Source organism: Bifidobacterium coryneforme, from assembly GCF_000737865.1.
GTDB classification, from domain to species: Bacteria; Actinomycetota; Actinomycetes; order Actinomycetales; family Bifidobacteriaceae; genus Bombiscardovia; species Bombiscardovia coryneformis.
In genome coordinates this window covers 1,735,159-1,755,151 of the sequence record NZ_CP007287.1, presented here as the reverse complement: position 1 = coordinate 1,755,151, position 19,993 = coordinate 1,735,159, and the positions used below count along the sequence as shown (strand labels likewise).

The following is a 19,993-nucleotide window of genomic DNA, read 5'->3' as shown; positions in this document are numbered from 1 at the left end:
CTCCAACTCCTCTCATACGTCCAGGCCGTTCCCGATGCATCGCGTGTGCTCAGTGGCGTCCTTACGGATAGACAGTAGACCATTGTTACACCCTTGTAAGGAGGTTATCCACAGGCTCGCGTGTTGTTCCATGGTCGAATGTGAATAACAGTGATGTAATTTGTGGATAAGTCCGATGCTTGATTCCCCTCTGTTTACGGGGATTTCACCAGCCTGGAGGGCACGAATCCAAAAGCTGATGGCCGGGAAAAGTCGTCTCAGGTTTTCTTCCATTTCGACCTTCGCCTGAACGTGACTCAAGAGGTTCCTCGAGGAAGGGGCAAATGTGGCGAACTCGGGACCATTTTGTTTTGACTCGGTCCCGCCTGATGTGTACCGTAGTATAGCTTGACTCATGACGAGCCGTACTCGAGTATGACTACAACCAGGAGCGATTAATCATGAAGAGGACATTCCAGCCCAACAACCGCCGTCGCCACATGAAGCACGGATTCCGCGCCCGCATGCGTACCCGCTCGGGCCGCGCCCTGATCAACCGTCGTCGGGCCAAGGGTCGCAAGTCCCTCTCTGCCTGAGTCGGACTCGACCTCCCGCAGACGGTGGAACGGCTGAAAAGCCACCGCGATTTCACCACGGTGCTCAGACGGCGTAGGCGAGTCAGCAGTCATGATCTGGTCATCCATTATCTGATACCTGATTCTGTGGCGGTTACCTCACCTCCTGCTCGGGGCGATCAAGCAGCCTGTGACGAGCTGGTTCAAGACCGTCGTCGCATGGGTCTTGCCGTATCCAAAAGCGTGGGCAATGCCGTAACCAGAAACAAGGTAAAGCGGCGGTTCCGCCAACTGGCCCGCGCCAAGGAGGGTCTCCTCCCATCTTGCTGTGACCTGGTCATCCGAGCAAAGCCCGGTGCGGCCGATGTGCCTTTCCAGGACTTGGATCAGCAGATGGACCGTCTTTTCCGTGATCTGACCTTGAGGGTTGGTGGAGGTCGGTCGGCTCCCAGGGGTGCGGGAAGAGCTGGCCACTTGACGAATGAAACCGGAGAGGCAGGTGTGGCGTGACGCTGTCTCCGACCGGTGTGCTTGAGGGTGCCATCCGCTGGTACCAGAGACACCTGTCACCGCTGTCACCGCCACGTTGCCTGTACTACCCGACCTGTTCCCAGTACGCCCTGACCGCAGTCGGGCGTTTCGGCGCCCTGAGGGGGGCCCTCCTGGCCCTTCTGCGTCTTTTGCGGTGTACCCCCTTCAACAGCGGGGGCATCGATGATGTGCCACAACGGTATTCACCCTTCTATCGATTCTCATGGTCCAAGGCCCATGAAGAACCAAGACTGACGCCTATGGTCTCGGACAAGGAGACGGCCTGACAATGTTCCAGAACACGCAAACCTTTACTTTCGATACGGGCATATACGGCTTCTTCTATAAGATTCTGTACCCCATTGAGTGGCTGATGACCTACATCATGTACTTCTGCCACGAGTTCCTGACCCTTATCGGTCTGCCCGACGGGCCGGGGCTGGCCTGGGCCCTGTCTGTGGTTCTCCTGGTGATCGTGGTCAATATCTGCGTCCTGCCGCTCTTCATCAAGCAGCTCAGATCCATGCAGCGTATGCAGGCCATCCAGCCCAAATTGATGAAGATCCAGAACAAGTACAAGAACAAGAATGATCCGGCCAGCCGTGAAGCCATGAGTCGCGAGACCATGAAGCTGTACCAGGACCACCACGTCAATCCTGCAGGATCCTGCCTTCCCATGCTGGTCCAGGGACCGGTATTCATGACCATGTTCTATGTGCTCTCGGCCGTCCCCTTCATTGCCCGGGGGGTACGCAAGCCACTGGGCGCCTTCAATGTCGATGTGGCCAAGGAGTTCGAGGACACCACCTTCTTCGGCCTGAAGATATCCGACAACTTCACGTCGGCCCAGGGAGCCGGCCGCATCGTCATCGTCGTTTTCATCATTCTGATGTGTCTGGCCATGTTCTACTCGCAGTTCCACAACGTCCGTAAGAACATGCCGCGCTCTGCCATGCAGGGCCAGCAGTACAAGATGCAGCAGATGATGGCCTTTATCTTCCCGGTCATGTACATCTTCTCCGGCATCTATTTCCCCTTCGCCGTGCTGATCTACTGGTTGACCAATAACCTCTGGAATCTGGGACGGACCCTCTTCCAGGTGCGGCACATGCCCACTCCCGGGTCTCCTGCAGCTGAGGAGAAGGAGGAGCGCGATCACCGTCGGGAGAACGCCCGCCGTAGTCATCAGGGCCTGCCATCTCTGGAAGAGGAAGAGCTGATTGAGGCCAAGAAGGCCGAGGAGGAAGCCCGTAAGAACAAGGGTGTATCCCACCAGCGCACTCAGCCCCGCCGCAAGCGTAAAGGTCATTGATTCGAAGTGGTGAATCACCAGATGAATGGTGGTTTGCAATCGTCCCGACCGTGTATCCTCGGTATTGGACACTCGTTCTATGGCGATTGAAGAAGTGGCCCGACCAGTCATCGGACGAATGTAAACGCGTGTAAGGAGATTATGAATGTCTCAGGAGCAGGAAAAGACGATCGACCAGCTCAATGAGGAAGCGGATATTGCCGCCGACTATTTGGAAGGTCTCTTGGATATCGCCGATTACGAGGGTGATATCGAGATGGGAGTTCGGAACCATCGCCCGACTGTGCAGATTGTGGCTGACGATGACGAAGATATCAAGCATCTGATTGGGCATGATGGCGAAGTTGTGGATGCCCTCCAACAGCTGACGCGTCTTGCAGTGCAGCAGAAGACGGGGGAGCGGTCGCATCTGATTGTCGACGTGGATGGTTTCCTGCAGAAGAAGAGGTCGCTCCTGCGTGAGCGGGCCCTCGATGCCATCGATGAGGTCCGTGAAACCGGTGAGCAGGTTGATATGCCGCCGATGAACTCCTTTGAGCGCAAAATCGTTCACGACATGGTTCGTGAGGAGGGGCTCAAGTCCCGGTCTCATGGCGAGGAGCCACACCGTTACGTTTCCGTATACATCAAGGCTGCAGGTCATCAGGACGACGACAAGCCCGTCCCTGAGACATTCGATACCCCTGACCAGGTCGATGAGGTTGATGGGGATTTCGACTCCAAAGAGTAGGGCTTGCATGACCAGGGACGCTGGTGCGTGAGCGCCCCTGGTTCTCTCCTGCATTGATATTGGGATTGTTGTGAGATGCCTGCTTGTTGGAGCAGGTCTATGAGGTTGGGAAGAATACAGCATGATTAACGATGCAGGGAATGGAGCCTCTGCGGGCATGGATCTGCCCCAGACCGATGTTCTGGAAGGGAATCAGGTCCTGGCTCAGGTGTTGGGTGATGCTCTGGCCCCTCTGAAGGTCTTCCATGAGAAGCTAGCCCGTGAGGGTGTAGAGCGCGGAATCATAGGTCCGCGCGATCAGGGAATCATCTGGGAACGTCATATCCTCAACTCTGCGGCCATTGTTCCTTTTGTTAAGGAGGCCTTGGCTGAAGGAATCGGACCAAGAATCGCGGATGTTGGTTCAGGTGGAGGATTCCCCGGGATTGTGCTCGCCGCCTGCATGCCCAGTTGCGATGTGACCCTCATTGAGCCTATGGAGCGTCGGGTTCTCTGGCTTGGTGAAGTCATTGACGAGATGAACCTGGAGAACGTGACTGTGATTCGGAAACGTGCCGAGGAGGTCATGCCTTCTTCCAAGAAGGTGGATAAGTCAGGTCGCCGGAAAGTGCGTCGTGTAGAGGATCATCCCCGTCATCAGAACTCGGGCATGGGCGGCTCTAATCGTCGGGGCTCCGAAGGAGGAGCGAATGAGTCCGAGATTGTCGGAGATTCTTCTCAAGCGCCATATGATATGGTGACCTGCCGCGCTGTTGCACCCATGACCAAACTGACTGGCTGGACCCTGCCCCTGCTTCATGCGGGCGGCCGGCTTATAGCTCTGAAGGGTAGGTCGGCAGAGGCTGAAATAGACAAGGCCGCCAAAGAGATAAAGAAGAATCGTGGGATGAACCCCCGGGTCTGTGAAGCACCTGTTGGTCCGGGTCTTGAAGAAACCCATGTGGTTCTCGTCGATAAGGTGTGAGTGAGTAGAGTTCCTGGAAATTACAAGCGTGTAGTTTGTGGAGCCGGATCGCTTGGAATTCCTTGCTGGTGAGCTCTTAGCCGTAGATCAGTTCTATAGATTAGTCTTGGCGTAACTGCTCTAATGGGACTGCTTCGATGTTTCACGTGAAACAATCCCGCTACAGACGTTCAATCTGCATTGCGTTGCTGCAGTAATTGGCTGCCCCCATTTTGATTTACGATCGGTGGAGTGAGCGGTACATACCTAATATGCACTGGAGGTAAGCTGCATCATATATGACTCGGACCTGCTGTTCTCCGAACAACAGTGTGGCTACAGAGCAGCTGAAGTGTGATTACTGCTCCCGACACTGTCCTCGTGATAAGACTTCAAGTAATAACGTGTACGAGATAGTTGGCCAGAGCCCTACCTTCTGAAGGAACTGTCTTGCAGAGTCTTATGGACTACTAGACTGCTTGTAGACTGCATAACACTCGATTACTGATTAGCTTCCCCGGCCATTTGTTTCACGTGAAACATGCGGTTCCTTGCTTGGGCTTTGGTGACCTCTGGTGTCTCTTCGAGAAAGAGTGAACCGACCTCTTGGAGTGGTTGTTAAGGATGGCTGAGCTCTGATATTTGGCTTTCGGTATACCGGCAGAGCGAAGATGAGTTTCTCGATTCAGTTTATAAACCCGTTAGATTCCGTTAGTGGGACTAGGGCAAATGAGGTCAGGCGCACTCTGCTGCATAAGACAAGTCTGTCTTCGGTGAACACCGTTTTACTGGGGGAAGCGAGTTTCACCATCGTACAGCGCTCTTCAGTGCACTGATAACCGTAATGCGGGGGCTGGAGCAGTTAGGCTGTCGATGTTTCACATGAAACAGTCTCATTAGAAAGGTAGGAGATGGAGGACGTAACGTTGACCACTGTTCACTTAGAAACAAGTCAATCAAGGTAGGAACGAACAGCAGACTTGGTTGGATAGACGGTGTTCGTGATCTCACCCGCTATCTGAAACATGCTGAGGCGACGTGGTAGCGGAGTTCCTATAAACGAACCTGCTTTTAAGGTGGTTTGTTTATGCCCAACTAAAGTGCTAATTTTATTTGGCCATGCTAAAGACTGAGGAGCGCTCGACTATTTGAAGTCTCAGCCGTCGAGTGAGCGAAGTTGCCAAAAACATGTTTCACGTGAAACGTACTCTTCAGAGATATGCAAGGAAATCGGTTTCGGGGTGCTGTACAAGATTTGTGAGCTGCAGAACCTCAGAGAGCTTAGTGTTAGAAGAAGACCGAATATGCTCACTGGCGCAATGGGTGAAAAGAGGAGAGCAAAACTCAAGAGCAGTTATGCACAATTTGGGGAACCTTTGAAACTTATCCACAACCGATGAAACGGATCTCAAGAAGAGTGATTTGCGGTCTAAAGAACCACCTTATTTCAACGGATTTGATTCGACAGTCAGAAATAAGTGATACATCAAGAGGGCGGAAACCTGTCCACACTTATCCACAGTTATACACAACGACTGTGCACAACTGTGGACAATACACATGTCCATGAGGAACGGGAAAATTGTGTGAAGTATAAGGAGGAACGATTGGTGTCTGAATCGAAAAAGAGGGAACCGGGTTCTCAAGTGACCTCGGATACCGGGCAGCGGAGCGAACCCGGATCTGAGGGTATTGAAACCGCCTCCGATATTCTTACAAAGATCTTCTCCGACGGGTCGGGCTCCTCCGCGGGAGCCGAGATGGCCGATCTCAATGCCAGGTATCAGGCACTGCAGAAGGTCACTGTCCCACAACCTCCTCAGACGCGGTTTATAGCTGTGGCCAATCAGAAGGGGGGAGTGGGGAAAACAACCACGACCGTCAATCTGGCTGCGGCCTTTGCTTCATTAGGGTCCCAGGTCCTGGTTATAGATATGGACCCTCAGGGGAACGCCTCCACGGCACTCGGGGTACCTCACGAAAGCGGCGTCCCCTCCACCTATGACGTGTTGGAGGGCCGATACGGCATCGAAGAGGTCAAGGTTGCATCACCCGGTTTCGAGACTCTTGAGGTTGTGCCTTCCTCCATTGACTTGAGCGGTGCCGAACTTGAGGTGGCGGAATTGCCCGAGCGCAATCACCTTCTTAAGAACGCATTGGCGAAGTTCCTCAAGGGGAGTAAGAAGCACTACGACTACATCTTTATTGACTGCCCTCCGAGCCTCGGACTTCTGGTTTTAAACGCGATGTGCTCGGTGAACGAGGTGCTGATTCCAGTACAGGCTGAGTACTACGCCTTGGAGGGGTTGCAGCAGCTCTTGCACACCATAGGTCTGGTTCAGCAGTCATACAATCCGTATCTGGTCATCTCGACCATGCTCCTTACCATGTATGACAAGCGGACCCTGCTCAGCAAGGAGGTCTTCGACGAGGTGCGTGAGCACTATCCCGAGATTGTGCTGAACACCACCATTCCCAGGTCAGTCAAGATTTCTGAGGCTCCGAGTTTCCAGCAGAGTGTCATCACATATGATCCGCGGGGAGCAGGAGCAATTTCGTACGAAGAAGCTGCTTTGGAAATAGCGTCGAGATCAGAGCAGGTTTTGGAGCGCATCACCAAGAGGAAGCAAGGGGAGTGAAGAGCATGGCAAGCCGGTCACGTTTAGGTAAGGGCCTGGGGGCCTTATTCCCCGCACTTCCTGGTGAGGACTCTTCGGATCAGGCCACTGGTTCGGAGGATTCAGCAGCTCAGGAGGCCAGTAAGGCAAAATCGGCTCCTGCGCATTCCGGTACCCGAAAGCGGGTCGGCGCCAAACCAACGACAGCGGATTCTGCTGCCTCGGCCTCTGCCGGAACCAAGTCTTCGAGTAGCGGGTTGTCAAGTACAAAGTCAAGCACCGCAAAGGCTTCGGCGGGATCAGGCACAAAGAAATCTAGTCGCAAATCCGCTGCCTCTACAACCAAGACGGACGGCAAGTCCGGCAGTAAAGGCAAAATTACTCGCACTTCCCAGGCACAGGGCAAAACAAGTGCAAAGAAGGCCAAGAGCAGCACCTCGGGGGCGGGGGACTCTGCTGGTGCAGAAGGCGCACAGACCAGGCAGGAGTCTCCAACTGGTACCGCAAAGCCGAAGAGTGTTTCACGTAGAACCTCTGCGTCCGGCGGACGGAAGAGCATCTCCAAGATGCCGGATTTGGACAGTCTGAAACATCCAAGCGATCTGTTCTTTGGCTCGACAGTGACCGGTGTTTCACGTGAAACATATCGGGAAATGTCGTCTGCATCCGAGGCAGGGGATGAAAGCCAGAAGAGCCTCGCGCATTCGGCAACCCGTCCTGCACAGGAAAAAGCCGTTGAGTCCGGCAAAGCTGTTCGGGATGCCGTATCCGACCATGACCTGAAGCCGGTCCAAGGCGGATATCTCATGGAGTTGAGGACTGACGAAATCGGCCCCAATGCCCAGCAGCCCAGGCATATCTTCGATGAAGACGAGTTGTTGGAGCTCTCCCGCTCTATACAAGAGGTCGGTGTCCTGCAGCCTATTGTTGTCAGGAAGATTGCCAAGGGTGGCAGTCAAGAACCCTATAAGGCCTCAGCTTCCGAAAAGTCGGTGGATCAGCCCGTCGAGAAGAAGACAGGGGCGCTTGCTGGCAAGACCGCCGGGTCGGAAAACCAGGGTCCTACCTATGAAATCATCATGGGAGAGCGGCGGTGGAGGGCCACCCAGCTGGCTGGTCTGGAAACCATCCCGGCTATTGTCAAAACCACCGCTGATGACGCCATGCTCAGGGATGCCTTGCTGGAGAACCTTCACCGGGTTGCCCTGAACCCGCTGGAAGAGGCGGCGGCCTATCAGCAGATGATTGATGAATTTGGTCTGACCCAGGAAGGGCTGTCAAAGTCGGTCTCCAAGTCGAGGCCGCAGATAACCAACACCCTGCGACTTCTGAAGTTGCCGCCCAGCGTTCAGAAAAAGGTCAGCTCCGGAGTTCTTTCGGCCGGGCACGCTCGAGCCCTGCTGACGTTGCCCACTGAAGATGATATGAATGCGTTGGCCAATAAGATCATCGCGGAGGGTCTATCTGTGCGTTCCACCGAGGAGTTGGTGGCGCTGAAAACCGGCCAGGTCAAGCAGAAGGCCAGGAAGTCCCGGCCGGATATTTGGAGCGACAGCCCGGTTAGACAGAACCTGGAAAGCAGATTCGATACCAAGGTTGCCATCAAGGGAACGAAGAAGCATGGAAGGATCGAGATCGTCTTCTCTTCCCCTGAAGACATGGATCGCATCCTCACCATGCTGCTTGATGGTGGGCAGAACGGCATGGGCCCATCCGACAAGGCAGACGGTTGGGTCTGACGGGGCGAACGGAGATGCTGGATAGCCGGCTGGCTGCCGCACCCCTTAAGGCAGACAGAAGGTAGGGAACAAAGAATGAGCTGGGGCTCTGACCGGTTGGGTCAGAGCCCCAGCTTCGTATCAATGATGGCAAAGGTGCCTGCAACGAAGACATGAGGGTAACGGTAATTTACCTGTGCAGGCTGGTCGGCTCCACGGTCCTGACGCGAGGGCGCCGAAAAGGAGTGTGCCTGGTGCTTCCGATCTGCTGCAGAGGGCGAAAGTCAGAACATGCCCAAAAAGGCACCTGGGAGGGCCGCTATCAGCCTTCCAGGGTATTGAGGTACTCCTGAGCGTCTAGAGCTGCACGGCAGCCCATGCCGGCCGCAGAGACGGCCTGACGGTATACCTTATCTGTCGCGTCGCCTGCAGCGAAGATGCCTGGGGTGGATGTTCGGGTGGAGGCCCCCTCGACCAGGATGTACCCGTCCTCGTCCAGATCGACCTGCCCCTTCAGGAAACCGGTCTGGGGAACAAAGCCGATTGCCACGAAGACGCCGTTGGCCGGGACCGTGGTCGTCCGTCCGGTGGTGGTGTCGCGGATGTCGACTGAGGTGACCCCGCTTTCATCCCCATTCACCTTGGTGACGACGGAATCAAGGACAAAGTCAATCTTCTTGTTCGCCTGGGCCCGATCAACCATGATCTTTGAGGCACGGAAGCCCTGACGACGGTGAATGAGCTGCACCGAAGAACCGAATCGGGTCAGGAAGTCCGCGTCACCCATGGCGGAATCGCCGCCCCCGATGACCACGATGGGCTTGTCCTTGAAGAAGAACCCATCACAGGTGGCGCAGTAGGAGACGCCCCTCCCCGAGAACTCGCGTTCTCCGGGAACCTCCAATTTGCGATATTGGGAACCGGTGGTGACCACCACGGCTCTGGCGAAGTACTCCTCGCCGCCGTCCGTAGTGATGCGCTTGATATCGCCGGAGAAGTCAACGGAAGTGACATCGTCATACTCGATTTGGGCACCGAAGTGCTCGGCCTGATCGCGCATCTGATCCATCAGGTCCGGTCCCATGATTCCCTTGGGGAAGCCCGGGTAGTTCTCAACCTCGGTAGTGTTCATGAGCTGCCCGCCAGGTGTCAAGGCGCCTGCGATAACCAGGGGGGCATATCCGGCTCTACCCAGGTAAATTGCTGCTGTGTAGCCGGCGGGGCCGGATCCGATAACTATGGCATCATGAACGGTTCGGGTCATGATGCCACTCTATCTTTGAAGCCTGACCGGGTGGCAAGCGGAGGGCGTAACAGGTCCGTCTTCTCTGGCGGGTAGGGGCCGGTCGAGCCGGGAAGGGGATATGGTTGCTGTATGGAGAAAACAGTCATCGTGGCCATCATTACCAATCTTGGTACCTTGATTGTGCTCTTCTGGTTCCTGGGCAGGGTTCAAAAGCTCCTGCGTGAACACCCCTCGCAGGACCAGGGCGACGAAAGCAAGGTCGATGACGGCTGGCACAGCTGGCGCTTCTGGTTGCGGTCCGACGACAGTGAGACCGACCAATCGGCCCAACCCGTTGAGGGTGATGACCGGGCAGAGACCAGCTCTGAGCCAGGAAAATCGGGGGAGGATGGTCCTTCTCTGCGTCAGAAGAGCCTTGGGACATGTCAGGAAGGCCCCGAGGCTCGGCGAGGATAGGTCTCAGTCGGCGCGATTCTGGTCGAGAACGGACTGCACCAGGGCTGTGTAAAGGTCCGGAAGCTCATAGCCGGCGGCCACGGCGGACTGGGGCAGAAGAGAAGTGTCGGTCATTCCGGGTGCGACATTGGCCTCAAGGAACTGGGGTCTTCCCATCTCATCAACGATGAAATCCGTGCGGGAGATGTCTCTCAGCCCGAGGACTCTATGGACAATCAGGGCGGCCTCCTTGACGGCGTGCATTGCCTTGGAATCCAACCGGGCAGGTACATAGAACTCTGTTGGCCCTGGAGTGGTTCTGGCCTCGTAATCATACGTGCCTGAAGGGGTCCAGACCTCTAGAGGAGGCAGAATCAGCGGGTGTCCGTTCAGCTCGAGGATGGACACCGACACCTCGGTTCCGGTGACGGCCTGTTCCACCAGGGCGACCTCTCCGTAGGCGAAGCAGTTGATCAGAGCCTGAGGGAGGTCCTTCCCCTCCTTGACGAGGGTGCATCCCATGGCGGACCCACCCTTGGTCGGCTTGATGAAAAGGGGAAGCCCCAAGGATTTCAGCAGGAGGTCGATAACAGGCTTGACTCCCAATTCCCTGAACATGGATTCCGGCAGGGTGACCGAATGCGGGGTGGCCAATCCGGCCATGCGGACCAGGTTCTTGGCGATGGGCTTGCTCCAGGCTGTACGCGAGGCCTTGGCCCGGGACCCTATGTACGGCAACCCCACCATTTCGAGTATGTCGCGGATGGATCCGTCCTCACCGTTGGCTCCGTGCAGCAGGGGCCAGACCAGGTCGGGGCGTTTCTTCTCATCAGTCAGGAGACCAAGCAGATCACCGTCCATATCCTGAGCACTGACCGTCCATCCGGCCTCTTCCAGGAACCCCTGGACCCGATGGCCTGAGCTCAGGGAGAAGTCGCGCTCATGGCTGAGTCCACCACAGATGACAAGTATGGACTTGTCATCGCGACGGGTTGCCTTCTGCACCAGAGACCCAACATCCTCCTTGGCGGCAGGGGCGATTCCGTTCACATGGAGGGAAGTATGCCCATGGCGGCCCAGTTTCCTGCCATGACGGGTCTCGCTGGCCCTTCCGGCTCCCTCTGCCGCGGCCTGGGACTGTTCTCTCCGGGCATCAACCTGCTCGGGTGCCTTGTTCTGCCTGGTCTCCATGTCAGCCCCTTTCCTTGCGGGTGCCTGTGCCGACCTCTGGTTCAAAAAGACGCACTGTGTCGAGTTCGTTGTCGATGACCGTCGAGAGCCTACGGATGCCTTCCCGGATTCGCTCGGGGGTGGGATAGCAGAAGGAGAGCCGCATGTGGTCGGCTCCCTGCCCGTCATCGTAGAAGGCCGTGCCGGAAACATAGGCCACCTTGGCTGTGATGGCCCTGGGCAACATGTCCTTGGCGTTGAGTCCGTCGGGAATCTTCAGCCAGATGTAGAAGCCGCCCTTGGGCTTGAGCCAGGAGCAGTAGGGCAGATACTCCTTCAGGGCCTCATCCATGGCATCGCAACGCTCCTTGTACATCCCCCGGTAGTCGTTGATCTGTGATTTCCAATCGAAGTTGTCGAGATAGGTGGTAATGGTCATCTGGCTCATGTTCGATGGGCAAAGAATGGCGGATTCGTTGGCCAGAACCAGCTTCTGCCGAATTCCTGGAGGAGCCACCATCCAGGCCACACGCATACCCGGGGCGATGATCTTGGAGAAGCTGCTCATGTAGACGATCCCCTCGGAGTCATAGGATCGCAAGGCCGGGTAGGTCTGGCCGTCGAAACCCAACAGTCCATAAGGGTTGTCCTCAACGATCAGCACGTGGTACTTCTTGGCGATTTCGATGACCTTCGGACGGCGCTCACGACTCATGGTGGCACCGGCCGGGTTGTGGAAGTTGGGAACCGTATAGAGCATCTTGACCTGTTTGCCGGCCTTGCGCTGCTCGATGATGGTCTGCTCCAGGACCTCCGGAATCAGACCGTCCCCATCCATGGCCACGTTGACCACGTCCACCTGGAAGGACTGGAAAACCCCCAGGGCACCCACGTAGTTCGGGGCCTCGGCCAGGATTACATCGCCCGGGTCGCACATGACGCGGGTAATCAGGTCGATGCCGGACTGGGACCCGTTGACGATGACCACATCATCAGGCTGAGCGTCCTTGATGCCCTCCAACTCCATGATCTGCAGAACGTCTTCGCGCAGATGGGGGTCACCCTGGGCTGACCCGTACTGCCAGGCCACCTGGCCCTGCTTGCGGAGCATGTCGGCCACCTGATCGGCCAGCTCATCGAAAGGCATCCGGCCCAGATAAGGCATCCCACCCGCCAGAGAGACCACTTCAGGGCGGTTTGCCACGGCGAAGAGGGCGCGAATCTCAGAGGCCCGCATCCCTTCGGCTCGCTTGGCATAGGAGCCGAACCAGGGATCGTTCCGGATGACCTTGGACGGGATATTGGGATTATCCGCCATGACTGCAGCCGCCTTCCTGGGTTTACCGCCGCGTCCGATCGGATGGCGCGACCGGCAAGGTTATATGTATCGAAACTGTATTACCAATCGAGGTAACGGGCCAGGAAAAGCCCAATCACTCACCAATTCAGTACACAGAGACGGCTGAGAAATGCAGGGTGTTTCCGGGCATTCCGTCCATGGGCACCCAGATGACCAGATCCTGGGTTTTGACCGGTGCCTTCAGGGTCACGTGGGTGGTTCCTGAAGGGTCGAAGCTGAAGTCCGCCAGAGGCTGGCCCTGGTTGGGCTGGGTGGCCGTGGAGTTGGCGAAGATCTGTGCATGCCCGCCGCTCTGGCGAACCTTGATATCCAGGCGGGATACCTCCTGGGGTTCAGTCAGGTGCATGTACCACCCGAAGCCCTGCTTGCCGGCTGGCTGGTTCAGGAAGGTCTCGTGTTCCACCTGATAGGGGGTGGTGTTTACGGACGCGCGGGGCGCAGGGACCTTACCGACCTTCCTGTCTGCTTTGCGGGCGGACTTTCCGGCATGGTGGTCGGCCTGTTTTCCATCCTTGTCGCTCGTTGCCGTCCTGGCCTGGTCACCGGTATCGCTTTGTTCCTCCGAGTCCTCATCGTCCGAGGATTGGCCAGGGAAGGGAACGTTCGACATGACCGGCCATCCGCCATCTTCGGTGGACTCGTGGGGGCGTCGTCCGATAACCGTGGACATGGCCCAGACCAAGGCCACCACAACAACCAGGACGGCCACGGTGATGACGACCGACCGGGTGGTGAAGTGCCCGAAGAGGCGGGTATCGGCCATGTCCCCGTCTTCAAGACCATTCTCCTGCTCGTCCTCCCCGTTGACTCCGTAGGTGAAGGGTGCAGGGGTGGAGTGGGCCTCAGGGGTGAAGCTGGGGGGCAGTGGCTCCATGGCGGTGGCATCGGGGCTGGAAACGGCCCTGGTTTCGGTCAGGGCAGCCCGGCCATCAAGGTTCTTATCCGAACCTGTTCCCAGCATCGAAACAGCCGAGGCCCTACGGGCACTGTCTGCTGTATCGCCGGCCTCCCGAGGCTGGAGGGCCTGTCCTGTTTGCTCGTCGGATTTCTCATCGGGCTTGTGGAAGTCCCACTCGGAGAAGCCTTGCTTGATTGAGGTTTCCGAGGTGGTGCCGGTGCCCAGGATGCCCCCATTATTCTGGTTGGGCGCAATAACCGGCATTCTGCCTGTCACGGCATTGGAATCCTCCAGGCTGCGGGGGGAGGCGGCGGTTCTCAGGCTGCTTACATCCATCGGGATGGTGGATTGGGTGCGGCCTGTGCCGGCATCTCTCCGTTGCCGTTCGTCGAAGAGGGAGAAGAGGTCGCTGCTGGTATCCTCCGGATTGATTATCTCAATCTCGCTACGACCGGGGAAGAGCAACTGGTTGGTGCCCCAATGCGGCTCATCCTGGCTCAGGATACGGGCCGCGGGTATATCGGAGACTGTCAGCTCCTGGGGGAGAGGGAGCACGTAGGCTGAATCGGTCCTGCGAAGGGAGACCGTCTCGACCGAGGCCCGCCCGTCCATATCAGGCCAGATAAGGTCGCTATCGGTCAGCTCCTCCGGCGGTACCCAGGGGCTGAGCAGGGCAGACAACTCGGCCAATGTGACCAGGGGGATGGGTCGCATACCCTTAACCCGGCTGAGGCCCAGACCGCGCTCGCAGACAATTCTGAACTCCTCGGGGGTATCTTCAGGCAGGGAACCGAGGCTGCGCTCGTCGTCTGCATGACCGGAGTGACCGGTCAGCATGTCGTAGAGGACGGTGGACAGTTCCCGGATCAGACGCTCCTCGTCGGTCAGTCCCTGCTCGTGCTTGGTCCTGGGGGGTGTGATCAGGGGGCCGATTGGGGCGTCCGCAAGGACGACCGAAGACCTGGAGAGTCTGATGGTCCTGGTGGATACGGTGTAGTCGGTCAGCCCGACTCTGCCCAGGATTCGCATTGCCTCGGTGGCCTCGCCCAGGATGGTCCGCATGGCCTTGTAGCTCAGGGTCTCGGCCGCCGGACCCTGCATATAGTCCTGCAGGGCCAAGCCGGCATCCGGAGCGGTGACGATCAGGGAGACCCCGTCCCGGGTATGAAGCTGATAGACCGGGGTGAAGTGTCTGTCCTTCCTCAGGGCCAGCCCCGAGGTTGTGGTGTTGATCAGGTCGGTGGAGGAGGAGTCGTTGACGATGAAGAGTTGGCAGTCCCTGTCCAGTACCTTGTCACGGGCCCGCCAGGCACTCATACCGGCAGCTCGGCGCAGGAGGGTGGTCAAGGTGTATCTGCCGAGAACGGTATCTCCGATATGCGGTTTCATGGCTTCAGGACTCTCGCGAAGGTTGGAGCGCTGCTCCCGAGGGGCGGCGCCACGGTTGACGGGTGGAGCACCCCCGGGATTGTTTGCCCGCAACACCGGAATCCTCTTTTGGGTGGTGCCTACAGGAACAATCCTAACGGGTTCCTTCTCATTTGACGGTTCCTTGGAGCCGCCTGTCGCGGTTTCTTCATCTGATGGGAAGGGCTGTTCTTCGAAGTTCTCCAGAGCGGCGTCGAGCCCGACCTCGGCGGAGTCGGGTGAGGAGGAGTGGACCACCCTCACCGACTTGTCGGCAAGGCGGGAGGGTTTCTCAGCCAGGTCGTCAAGACTCTGGACCGGGTGGGTGAGGGACCTGCCCAGCTTGGCGAGCAGAGAGTTCAGGAGCTGGGTGAACTCGGTGGTTCTCAGGGCTATGAGGACCACCGAATAGACGATGCCCACCACCAGGGTGATGATGACGCAGATCAGAACGGCCTGAATCCAACTCATGTGCCCCTGCCGCCCCTGGACCCAGGCTCCGACCATGTGGGTGACGGGAGTCTTGAGGAAGATGGCTGCACCCAGGGCCAGGAGGGCGGCCAGGAAGGCCTTGGCGTAGGTGGTCAGGATACGACGACCATCCAGGTACCCGTTGAAGGGCTTCCGCAGCATCCTTGCCAGGACCGGGAAGCTGAGGATGTTGCTCAGGGCCAGAGTCGCGCCCACCAGGGCCGCCCAATAGCGGGGAGGTGAGAAGCGAATGGACACAAGGACCAGGACGACCTGGATCAGGTTGGAGACAGCCGCGAAGATGAAGGGGTGGCGGCCATCCTCGAAGGCGTAGAAGGTGCGCTGGATGAGCAGGAAGGCACTCATGGCCACCAGCCCCAGAGAAAGGCCCAACAGGGGACCCGAGATGAGCACGGCCTCATGGATGCCGACCGAGGGGAGGAGGGCCCGGGTGATTGGTACGGGTATGGCCAGCATGACCGTACTGAAGAAGAACATCATCAGTCCGACGTTGCGCAGGGCCCGGCTGAGTTCCTCCCTGGCGTCATCAATCCGCCCATCCGACACCGACTTGGACAGGCGGGGGAAGATGGCCGTGCTGACGGAGACGGCTATCAGGGAGTAGGGCAGGATGAAGAGGGTGTAGGCGTTCTGATAGGACCCGTTGCCGGCTATGTCGAAGGGGTTTCCCTCCAGGGGGGCGCCGTTGGTGATTCGGGCATTGACCACGTTAGCCAGCTGGTCGATGACGACCACCCCCAGGCTCCAGGCCGCCACCGACCCCATGGAGCGCAGGCCCATACCCCGAAGACCCCATCGGGGCCGATACCGGAAGCCACACTTTACCAGGGGGAGGAAGAGGATCACGGCCTGGAAGGCCACCCCCAGGCTCCAGGCACCGGCGGTCAGCGCGACCTTGCCGTTGTCCCAGAAGGTGACCGGCTGCCTCTGCGCATTGCCGAAGAGTTTGATGAAGGCCATGAAGCCCAGGCAACTGATCAGATTGGCACCGACCGAGCTCCAGGCGTAGGCCGTGAAGCGGCCCTTGGCTGCCAGGATCTGCCCCAGGACCGTATAGAGGCCGTAGAAGAAGACCTGGGGCATGCACCAGAGGGTAAAGGAGTTCGCCAAGGCCCGCTGTGCCGGGTTCCACTTGGAGTTCAGATAAATCGAGGTCAGGGCCGGCGTCGCCAGCATCAGAATCAGGGTAAGCCCGGCCAGGAGGACCATGGAGACCGTAATCAGCTTGTTGAGACGGTCGGTGGCGTCCTTTTCCTTCAGTGTCCGGACGATTTGAGGTACCAGAACGGCGTTGAAAATGCCTCCGGAAATCAGTGTGAACATGACCTGGGGAATCATCGCCCCGGTCTGGTAGGCGTCGGCTGCGATACCGGTGGTCCCGATGGCCGCGGCCAGGAGGATGGTGCGAATCTGCCCGGTGACCCGGGAGGCCGCAGTACCTGAGGCCATGATGACTGAATTACGGCCCACAGAGCTCATTCGTCTGCATCCTTCTTGCGGTGGAACTGACGCCAGAGTCCGCACAGGCCCAGCAGAACGGCGATTACCACGATGATAAGGCCGCTCATGTCGCTCAAGCGGAGGTTGCTGGTGATATGTGCCTGCCTGGTCTGGCCAAAGGGTTTGCCGTCACGGTCGATCAGGGAGATATCGACATTCGCCTGACCCGCCGTGGCCACCCTGACCTTGAAGGTGACCTGGGCCTCGGAGCGGGCCGGGATGATGGTATCGGCCGTGCGGGAGGTGACGATCTCCATGGAGTCGGTCTTGGCGCTGACCCTGGCATAGACCGGATAGGGGTGGCTGTTGCTGATTGTCACCGGCATCGAGGCGGTTTCGCTCACGACGGTCAAAGACTCGCTGGGGGTGATGCTGATTCCGTCCAGGAGCTGGTTCGATATGGCCCGAGCCTGGTCGGCCAGGCCTGGTGCGGACCGGATACCAGCCATGGCATGCAAGGCCAGGCAATCGTGGGCCTTGGTGATCCGCTCCAACCAGTTGGCGGGGTCCTTGGACTGACGGGCGGTGGTATCCGCATCCTGTCGTGCCAGGGCCTGGCTGTCGGACTTGCCCGTCGTGGCGCTGGCGGTGGGGTGTGAGGAGGAGGGGTCGGCCAGGATGGCTTTCGAGAAGCGGGTGATGTCGTTGCGACTGTTCGTCAGCGAATCCAGGGTACCGGCGATGTCGGAGTCCAGCTTCTTGCTCGACTCGCGGTTCTCCTGAAGTCGGGAGGCACCGAGACTGTAGTCGTCGGCCTTGTCCAGGGTTTCCAAGGAGCCTAGGGATATCCAGGGGGCGTGTTCCAGCTCGGCCATGATCTGGTCAACCTGCTGGGAGTTCTGGCTGGTTTCGAAGCAGACCATCAGGTCGCGCTGATCGTAGGGCTGCTCCATCTGGTAAAAGGCGCTCTGAGCCATGAACCTGGCAACCTGTCCGGCCTGGGTCCGTTCTCCAGAGGCCTTAGTGGAGGTCGGATTCCCCTGGGCCAGATTGCTCAGTTCCCGCTGGGCCGTGAGGACCGTTACCTGTCCGGCCTGGGTGTCGACCGTGAACTTGCCGGTGTGGGCCGAGGCCCCTGCTCCAGCCTCGAACCCTCGGGGGGCTACGACATGGGTGTATCCGGCCTTGCGGGCTTCGGTGACGGATTCGACGGACCACTCCTGCCTTCCCTGCCAGGCGTAGGCATGGTCTGTTGCCACCTTGCCCTGATCCGGGTGGGTCCTGGCATAGAGGTCCGCTCCGGTCTTGGCGCTCCATGAATCCGGGGAGATGCCGGCCTTGAGGTATCGTCCGGCATCCTGCCCGGCATAGGTGCTGATGTCGAAGTCGGCGGGCTGGATGAGGCCGTTGATCTTCGGGTTTCCGTCGATGGCCGTCAGGTAGGTCGGGTCGGCCAGGACCTGCAGGGTGGGGTGCCGGTTCAGCAGTTGTCGCTGGGTTTCCTGGGTCTTGGTCGCCTGGCGGCTGAGGGTGATTACCTTGCCCTCGTTGGTTCGGGTGGAGGACTGGTCCTGTTGGTCCTGGGTCTTGGTCGCCGAGGGGGAGGGGGAAGATCCGTTGCCTCTGTCGGCCTCCTTTTTGGCGTCCTCAGCCACGGCCTCGTCGGTCTGGGTCATCAGGGCCTGCATGTTCTTGTCCTCCACCGTCCACTCCGAGGTGGTCAAGGGGAGGACCATGGTCATCGACATGGCGGGGGTTCCTGAGTTGGGCAGGCCATCCCAGGTCCTGGTGAGGAAGGTCCAGGTCTCTGCAAGAACTCGATTGTCCTTGCCGGTCAGTGAAAGGCGTACGGGCTTGGGACCCCAGGTCACCATTTTCCTGAGGCCCCCCGCGTCGGCAGGCACGGTAACGGTGACTTCGGCGCTTTGCCCGGGCTTGACGGAGTCCAGATCCCTGCTGTCCAGATTGTCTGGTGTTGGTATGCGTGTCTTCCCCTCGGACCAGGACTGCATGTCCGTGCGTGAGCTGAACGAGTAGAGGGCGTTGGTCCCGACCGTAAAGGTGGAGTCGCGCAGCTCCTGGCTCTCCAGGTTGGTCACGGTCGCCTTGAGGGTGTACCCGGACTTGTCGGTGACCACCGGGGTGGCTGATTTGAGGCTGATTTGGGCCTGATGCCCATGGTCGTCGCCAGGGACGGCCATGGCGGATGGCAGGAACATGCCCGGGGTCGCCCCCAGGATCAGGGCCAGGGTCAGGAGGAGTGTTCCCAGGACTGTGATCCAGGACGTTGCCCGCGCAGCCGATTCTTGACGGGCACGGGTTGACTGGGGGGTGCGCCGCCCAGGGCGCAGTGGGCTCTCGGTCATATCTGCTTCTTGTACTTCCTCGCGTACAGCCAGGCTATCTTCCGCTCATTGGGGTAACTCAGCACCGAGGCCAGATCCGAGAAGTCCACCCAGATGGCATCCTCAGCCTCGTGGTCCGGGTCGCCCTCAACACTTAGGGTTCCGCCGATCATCTGCAGGACGAAATGATGCACCAGCTTGTGGACCCGCTGGTTGGTTCCGGTGAACCAATAGTCTATCGTGGCGATCGAATCGGTCACCTGCCCCAGGATTCCCGTCTCTTCCTGGACCTCACGGACGGCCGTCTCCTCGGGCGTCTCCCCTTTTTCGATATGCCCCTTGGGTAGGCACCATTCCAGGTGTCCAGACCGAGAATGGCGGGCGATGATGGCCACCCGCTCCTGGTGGTCGAAAATCAGGCCTCCTGCCGAGTACTCCCTGACCACGGGGAGTTCCTGGGCATCCAGGGACGCGAAGGTGGCCGGCTTGCCTGCATTCTTGTGGCGGGGCATCAGGGCGGGGGTTGGTGTGCCGTCGGCGGCTTCCTCCTGTTCCAGGGGTTGCCGGGCGAGGTGGCCATCGCGTAGCAGGGGGTCCAGGGACTCGCCCACCGAATACAGGAGGGGCGATCTCGGATCGGTCTCCCGGGGGGCATCCTTCGGTCTGGAGGCATGACTGTCCGCAGGGTCGGCGCTTTGCGAGAGCATGCGCGCAAGGTCTGCGGGCGTAATCATAATTCCACTTTACGTAGGTTAATGTGCAGGTGGGGTAACGGTAAGCTAGTAGGCGCATGA

At 58.6% G+C, this 19,993-nt stretch carries 15 protein-coding genes and 1 pseudogene; 9 read left to right on the top strand and 7 right to left on the bottom strand.

Going from position 1 to position 19,993, the window contains the following annotated elements; genetic code table 11:
• Positions 1-440 precede the first annotated feature (440 nt).
• From rpmH to bcor_RS07080, 7 genes are all read left to right on the top strand, one after another.
• Positions 441-575 (top strand): 50S ribosomal protein L34, encoded by a 135-nt coding sequence (gene rpmH, locus bcor_RS07110; RefSeq protein WP_033491033.1) that lies wholly within the window; start codon positions 441-443, stop codon positions 573-575.
• Between the two features lie 24 nt (positions 576-599).
• Positions 600-1,064 (top strand): ribonuclease P protein component, encoded by a 465-nt coding sequence (rnpA, locus tag bcor_RS07105; protein ID WP_081870395.1) that lies wholly within the window; start codon positions 600-602, stop codon positions 1,062-1,064.
• The gene (gene yidD, locus bcor_RS07100; protein WP_051875753.1) at positions 1,061-1,372 is read left to right on the top strand and encodes a membrane protein insertion efficiency factor YidD; all 312 of its coding nucleotides are present in this window, start codon (positions 1,061-1,063) and stop codon (positions 1,370-1,372) included. Before rnpA ends, yidD begins: the two co-directional genes overlap by 4 nt.
• Positions 1,373-1,374: 2 nt before the next feature.
• Complete coding sequence (gene yidC / locus bcor_RS07095) at positions 1,375-2,397, top strand: membrane protein insertase YidC (RefSeq protein ID WP_033498480.1); 1,023 nt, start codon at positions 1,375-1,377, stop codon at positions 2,395-2,397.
• A gap of 145 nt (positions 2,398-2,542) precedes the next feature.
• The gene (locus bcor_RS07090) at positions 2,543-3,127 is read left to right on the top strand and encodes a Jag family protein (RefSeq protein ID WP_033491035.1); all 585 of its coding nucleotides are present in this window, start codon (positions 2,543-2,545) and stop codon (positions 3,125-3,127) included.
• A 121-nt stretch (positions 3,128-3,248) separates the two neighbouring features.
• Positions 3,249-4,091 (top strand): 16S rRNA (guanine(527)-N(7))-methyltransferase RsmG, encoded by an 843-nt coding sequence (locus bcor_RS07085; protein ID WP_238548550.1) that lies wholly within the window; start codon positions 3,249-3,251, stop codon positions 4,089-4,091.
• A 1,625-nt stretch (positions 4,092-5,716) separates the two neighbouring features.
• On the top strand, positions 5,717-6,709 hold the full coding sequence (locus bcor_RS07080) for a ParA family protein (protein ID WP_033498496.1): 993 nt from the start codon (positions 5,717-5,719) through the stop codon (positions 6,707-6,709).
• Positions 6,710-6,818: 109 nt separating this feature from the next.
• On the opposite strand, the gene bcor_RS07765 is transcribed toward bcor_RS07080, so the two are convergent.
• Positions 6,819-7,115: a hypothetical protein gene (locus bcor_RS07765; protein WP_158332639.1), complete on the bottom strand. Its 297-nt coding sequence runs from the start codon at positions 7,113-7,115 to the stop codon at positions 6,819-6,821.
• A 349-nt stretch (positions 7,116-7,464) separates the two neighbouring features.
• Between bcor_RS07765 and bcor_RS07760 the strand changes: the two are divergent.
• Positions 7,465-8,182 (top strand): annotated as a pseudogene (locus tag bcor_RS07760) (ParB/RepB/Spo0J family partition protein); the annotation flags it as partial.
• Positions 8,183-8,728: 546 nt separating this feature from the next.
• Here the strand turns inward: bcor_RS07760 and trxB are convergent.
• Positions 8,729-9,670 carry a thioredoxin-disulfide reductase gene (gene trxB, locus bcor_RS07070; protein WP_033498478.1) on the bottom strand — a complete coding sequence of 314 codons (942 nt, stop codon included), beginning with the start codon at positions 9,668-9,670 and terminating at the stop codon, positions 8,729-8,731.
• A gap of 111 nt (positions 9,671-9,781) precedes the next feature.
• On the opposite strand from trxB, the gene bcor_RS07065 reads away from it, so the two are divergent.
• Entirely contained in the window at positions 9,782-10,108 is a 327-nt protein-coding gene (locus tag bcor_RS07065) for a hypothetical protein (RefSeq protein WP_033498477.1), read from the top strand.
• Positions 10,109-10,111: 3 nt separating this feature from the next.
• Here bcor_RS07065 and bcor_RS07060 read toward each other — a convergent pair whose 3' ends face one another.
• The 5 genes from bcor_RS07060 to bcor_RS07035 all read right to left on the bottom strand — a co-directional run bounded on the left by bcor_RS07060 (position 10,112) and on the right by bcor_RS07035 (position 19,933).
• The gene (locus tag bcor_RS07060; protein WP_081870394.1) at positions 10,112-11,278 is read right to left on the bottom strand and encodes a D-alanine--D-alanine ligase family protein; all 1,167 of its coding nucleotides are present in this window, start codon (positions 11,276-11,278) and stop codon (positions 10,112-10,114) included.
• Between the two features lies 1 nt (position 11,279).
• Positions 11,280-12,575 (bottom strand): aminotransferase-like domain-containing protein, encoded by a 1,296-nt coding sequence (locus bcor_RS07055; RefSeq protein ID WP_033498476.1) that lies wholly within the window; start codon positions 12,573-12,575, stop codon positions 11,280-11,282.
• A 127-nt stretch (positions 12,576-12,702) separates the two neighbouring features.
• Positions 12,703-16,893 (bottom strand): murein biosynthesis integral membrane protein MurJ, encoded by a 4,191-nt coding sequence (locus bcor_RS07045; protein ID WP_051875751.1) that lies wholly within the window; start codon positions 16,891-16,893, stop codon positions 12,703-12,705.
• Positions 16,890-19,220 (bottom strand): DUF6049 family protein, encoded by a 2,331-nt coding sequence (locus tag bcor_RS07040; protein ID WP_051875750.1) that lies wholly within the window; start codon positions 19,218-19,220, stop codon positions 16,890-16,892. The genes bcor_RS07045 and bcor_RS07040 overlap by 4 nt, the downstream gene beginning before the upstream one ends.
• Positions 19,217-19,933 carry an NUDIX hydrolase gene (locus bcor_RS07035; protein ID WP_033498474.1) on the bottom strand — a complete coding sequence of 239 codons (717 nt, stop codon included), beginning with the start codon at positions 19,931-19,933 and terminating at the stop codon, positions 19,217-19,219. Before bcor_RS07035 ends, bcor_RS07040 begins: the two co-directional genes overlap by 4 nt.
• Positions 19,934-19,993: the final 60 nt, after the last annotated feature.

Bases quoted from the DNA above. Each gene is read 5' to 3' on its own strand.
- bcor_RS07045 (WP_051875751.1), bottom strand. From the start codon at position 16,893: ATGAGCTCTGTGGGCCGTAATTCAGTCATCATGGCCTCAGGTACTGCG.
- trxB (WP_033498478.1), bottom strand. From the start codon at position 9,670: ATGACCCGAACCGTTCATGATGCCATAGTTATCGGATCCGGCCCCGCC.
- rpmH (WP_033491033.1), top strand. From the start codon at position 441: ATGAAGAGGACATTCCAGCCCAACAACCGCCGTCGCCACATGAAGCAC.
- bcor_RS07085 (WP_238548550.1), top strand. From the start codon at position 3,249: ATGATTAACGATGCAGGGAATGGAGCCTCTGCGGGCATGGATCTGCCC.
- bcor_RS07055 (WP_033498476.1), bottom strand. From the start codon at position 12,575: ATGGCGGATAATCCCAATATCCCGTCCAAGGTCATCCGGAACGATCCC.
- yidC (WP_033498480.1), top strand. From the start codon at position 1,375: ATGTTCCAGAACACGCAAACCTTTACTTTCGATACGGGCATATACGGC.
- bcor_RS07035 (WP_033498474.1), bottom strand. From the start codon at position 19,933: ATGATTACGCCCGCAGACCTTGCGCGCATGCTCTCGCAAAGCGCCGAC.
- bcor_RS07060 (WP_081870394.1), bottom strand. From the start codon at position 11,278: ATGGAGACCAGGCAGAACAAGGCACCCGAGCAGGTTGATGCCCGGAGA.
- bcor_RS07040 (WP_051875750.1), bottom strand. From the start codon at position 19,220: ATGACCGAGAGCCCACTGCGCCCTGGGCGGCGCACCCCCCAGTCAACC.
- bcor_RS07065 (WP_033498477.1), top strand. From the start codon at position 9,782: ATGGAGAAAACAGTCATCGTGGCCATCATTACCAATCTTGGTACCTTG.
- bcor_RS07090 (WP_033491035.1), top strand. From the start codon at position 2,543: ATGTCTCAGGAGCAGGAAAAGACGATCGACCAGCTCAATGAGGAAGCG.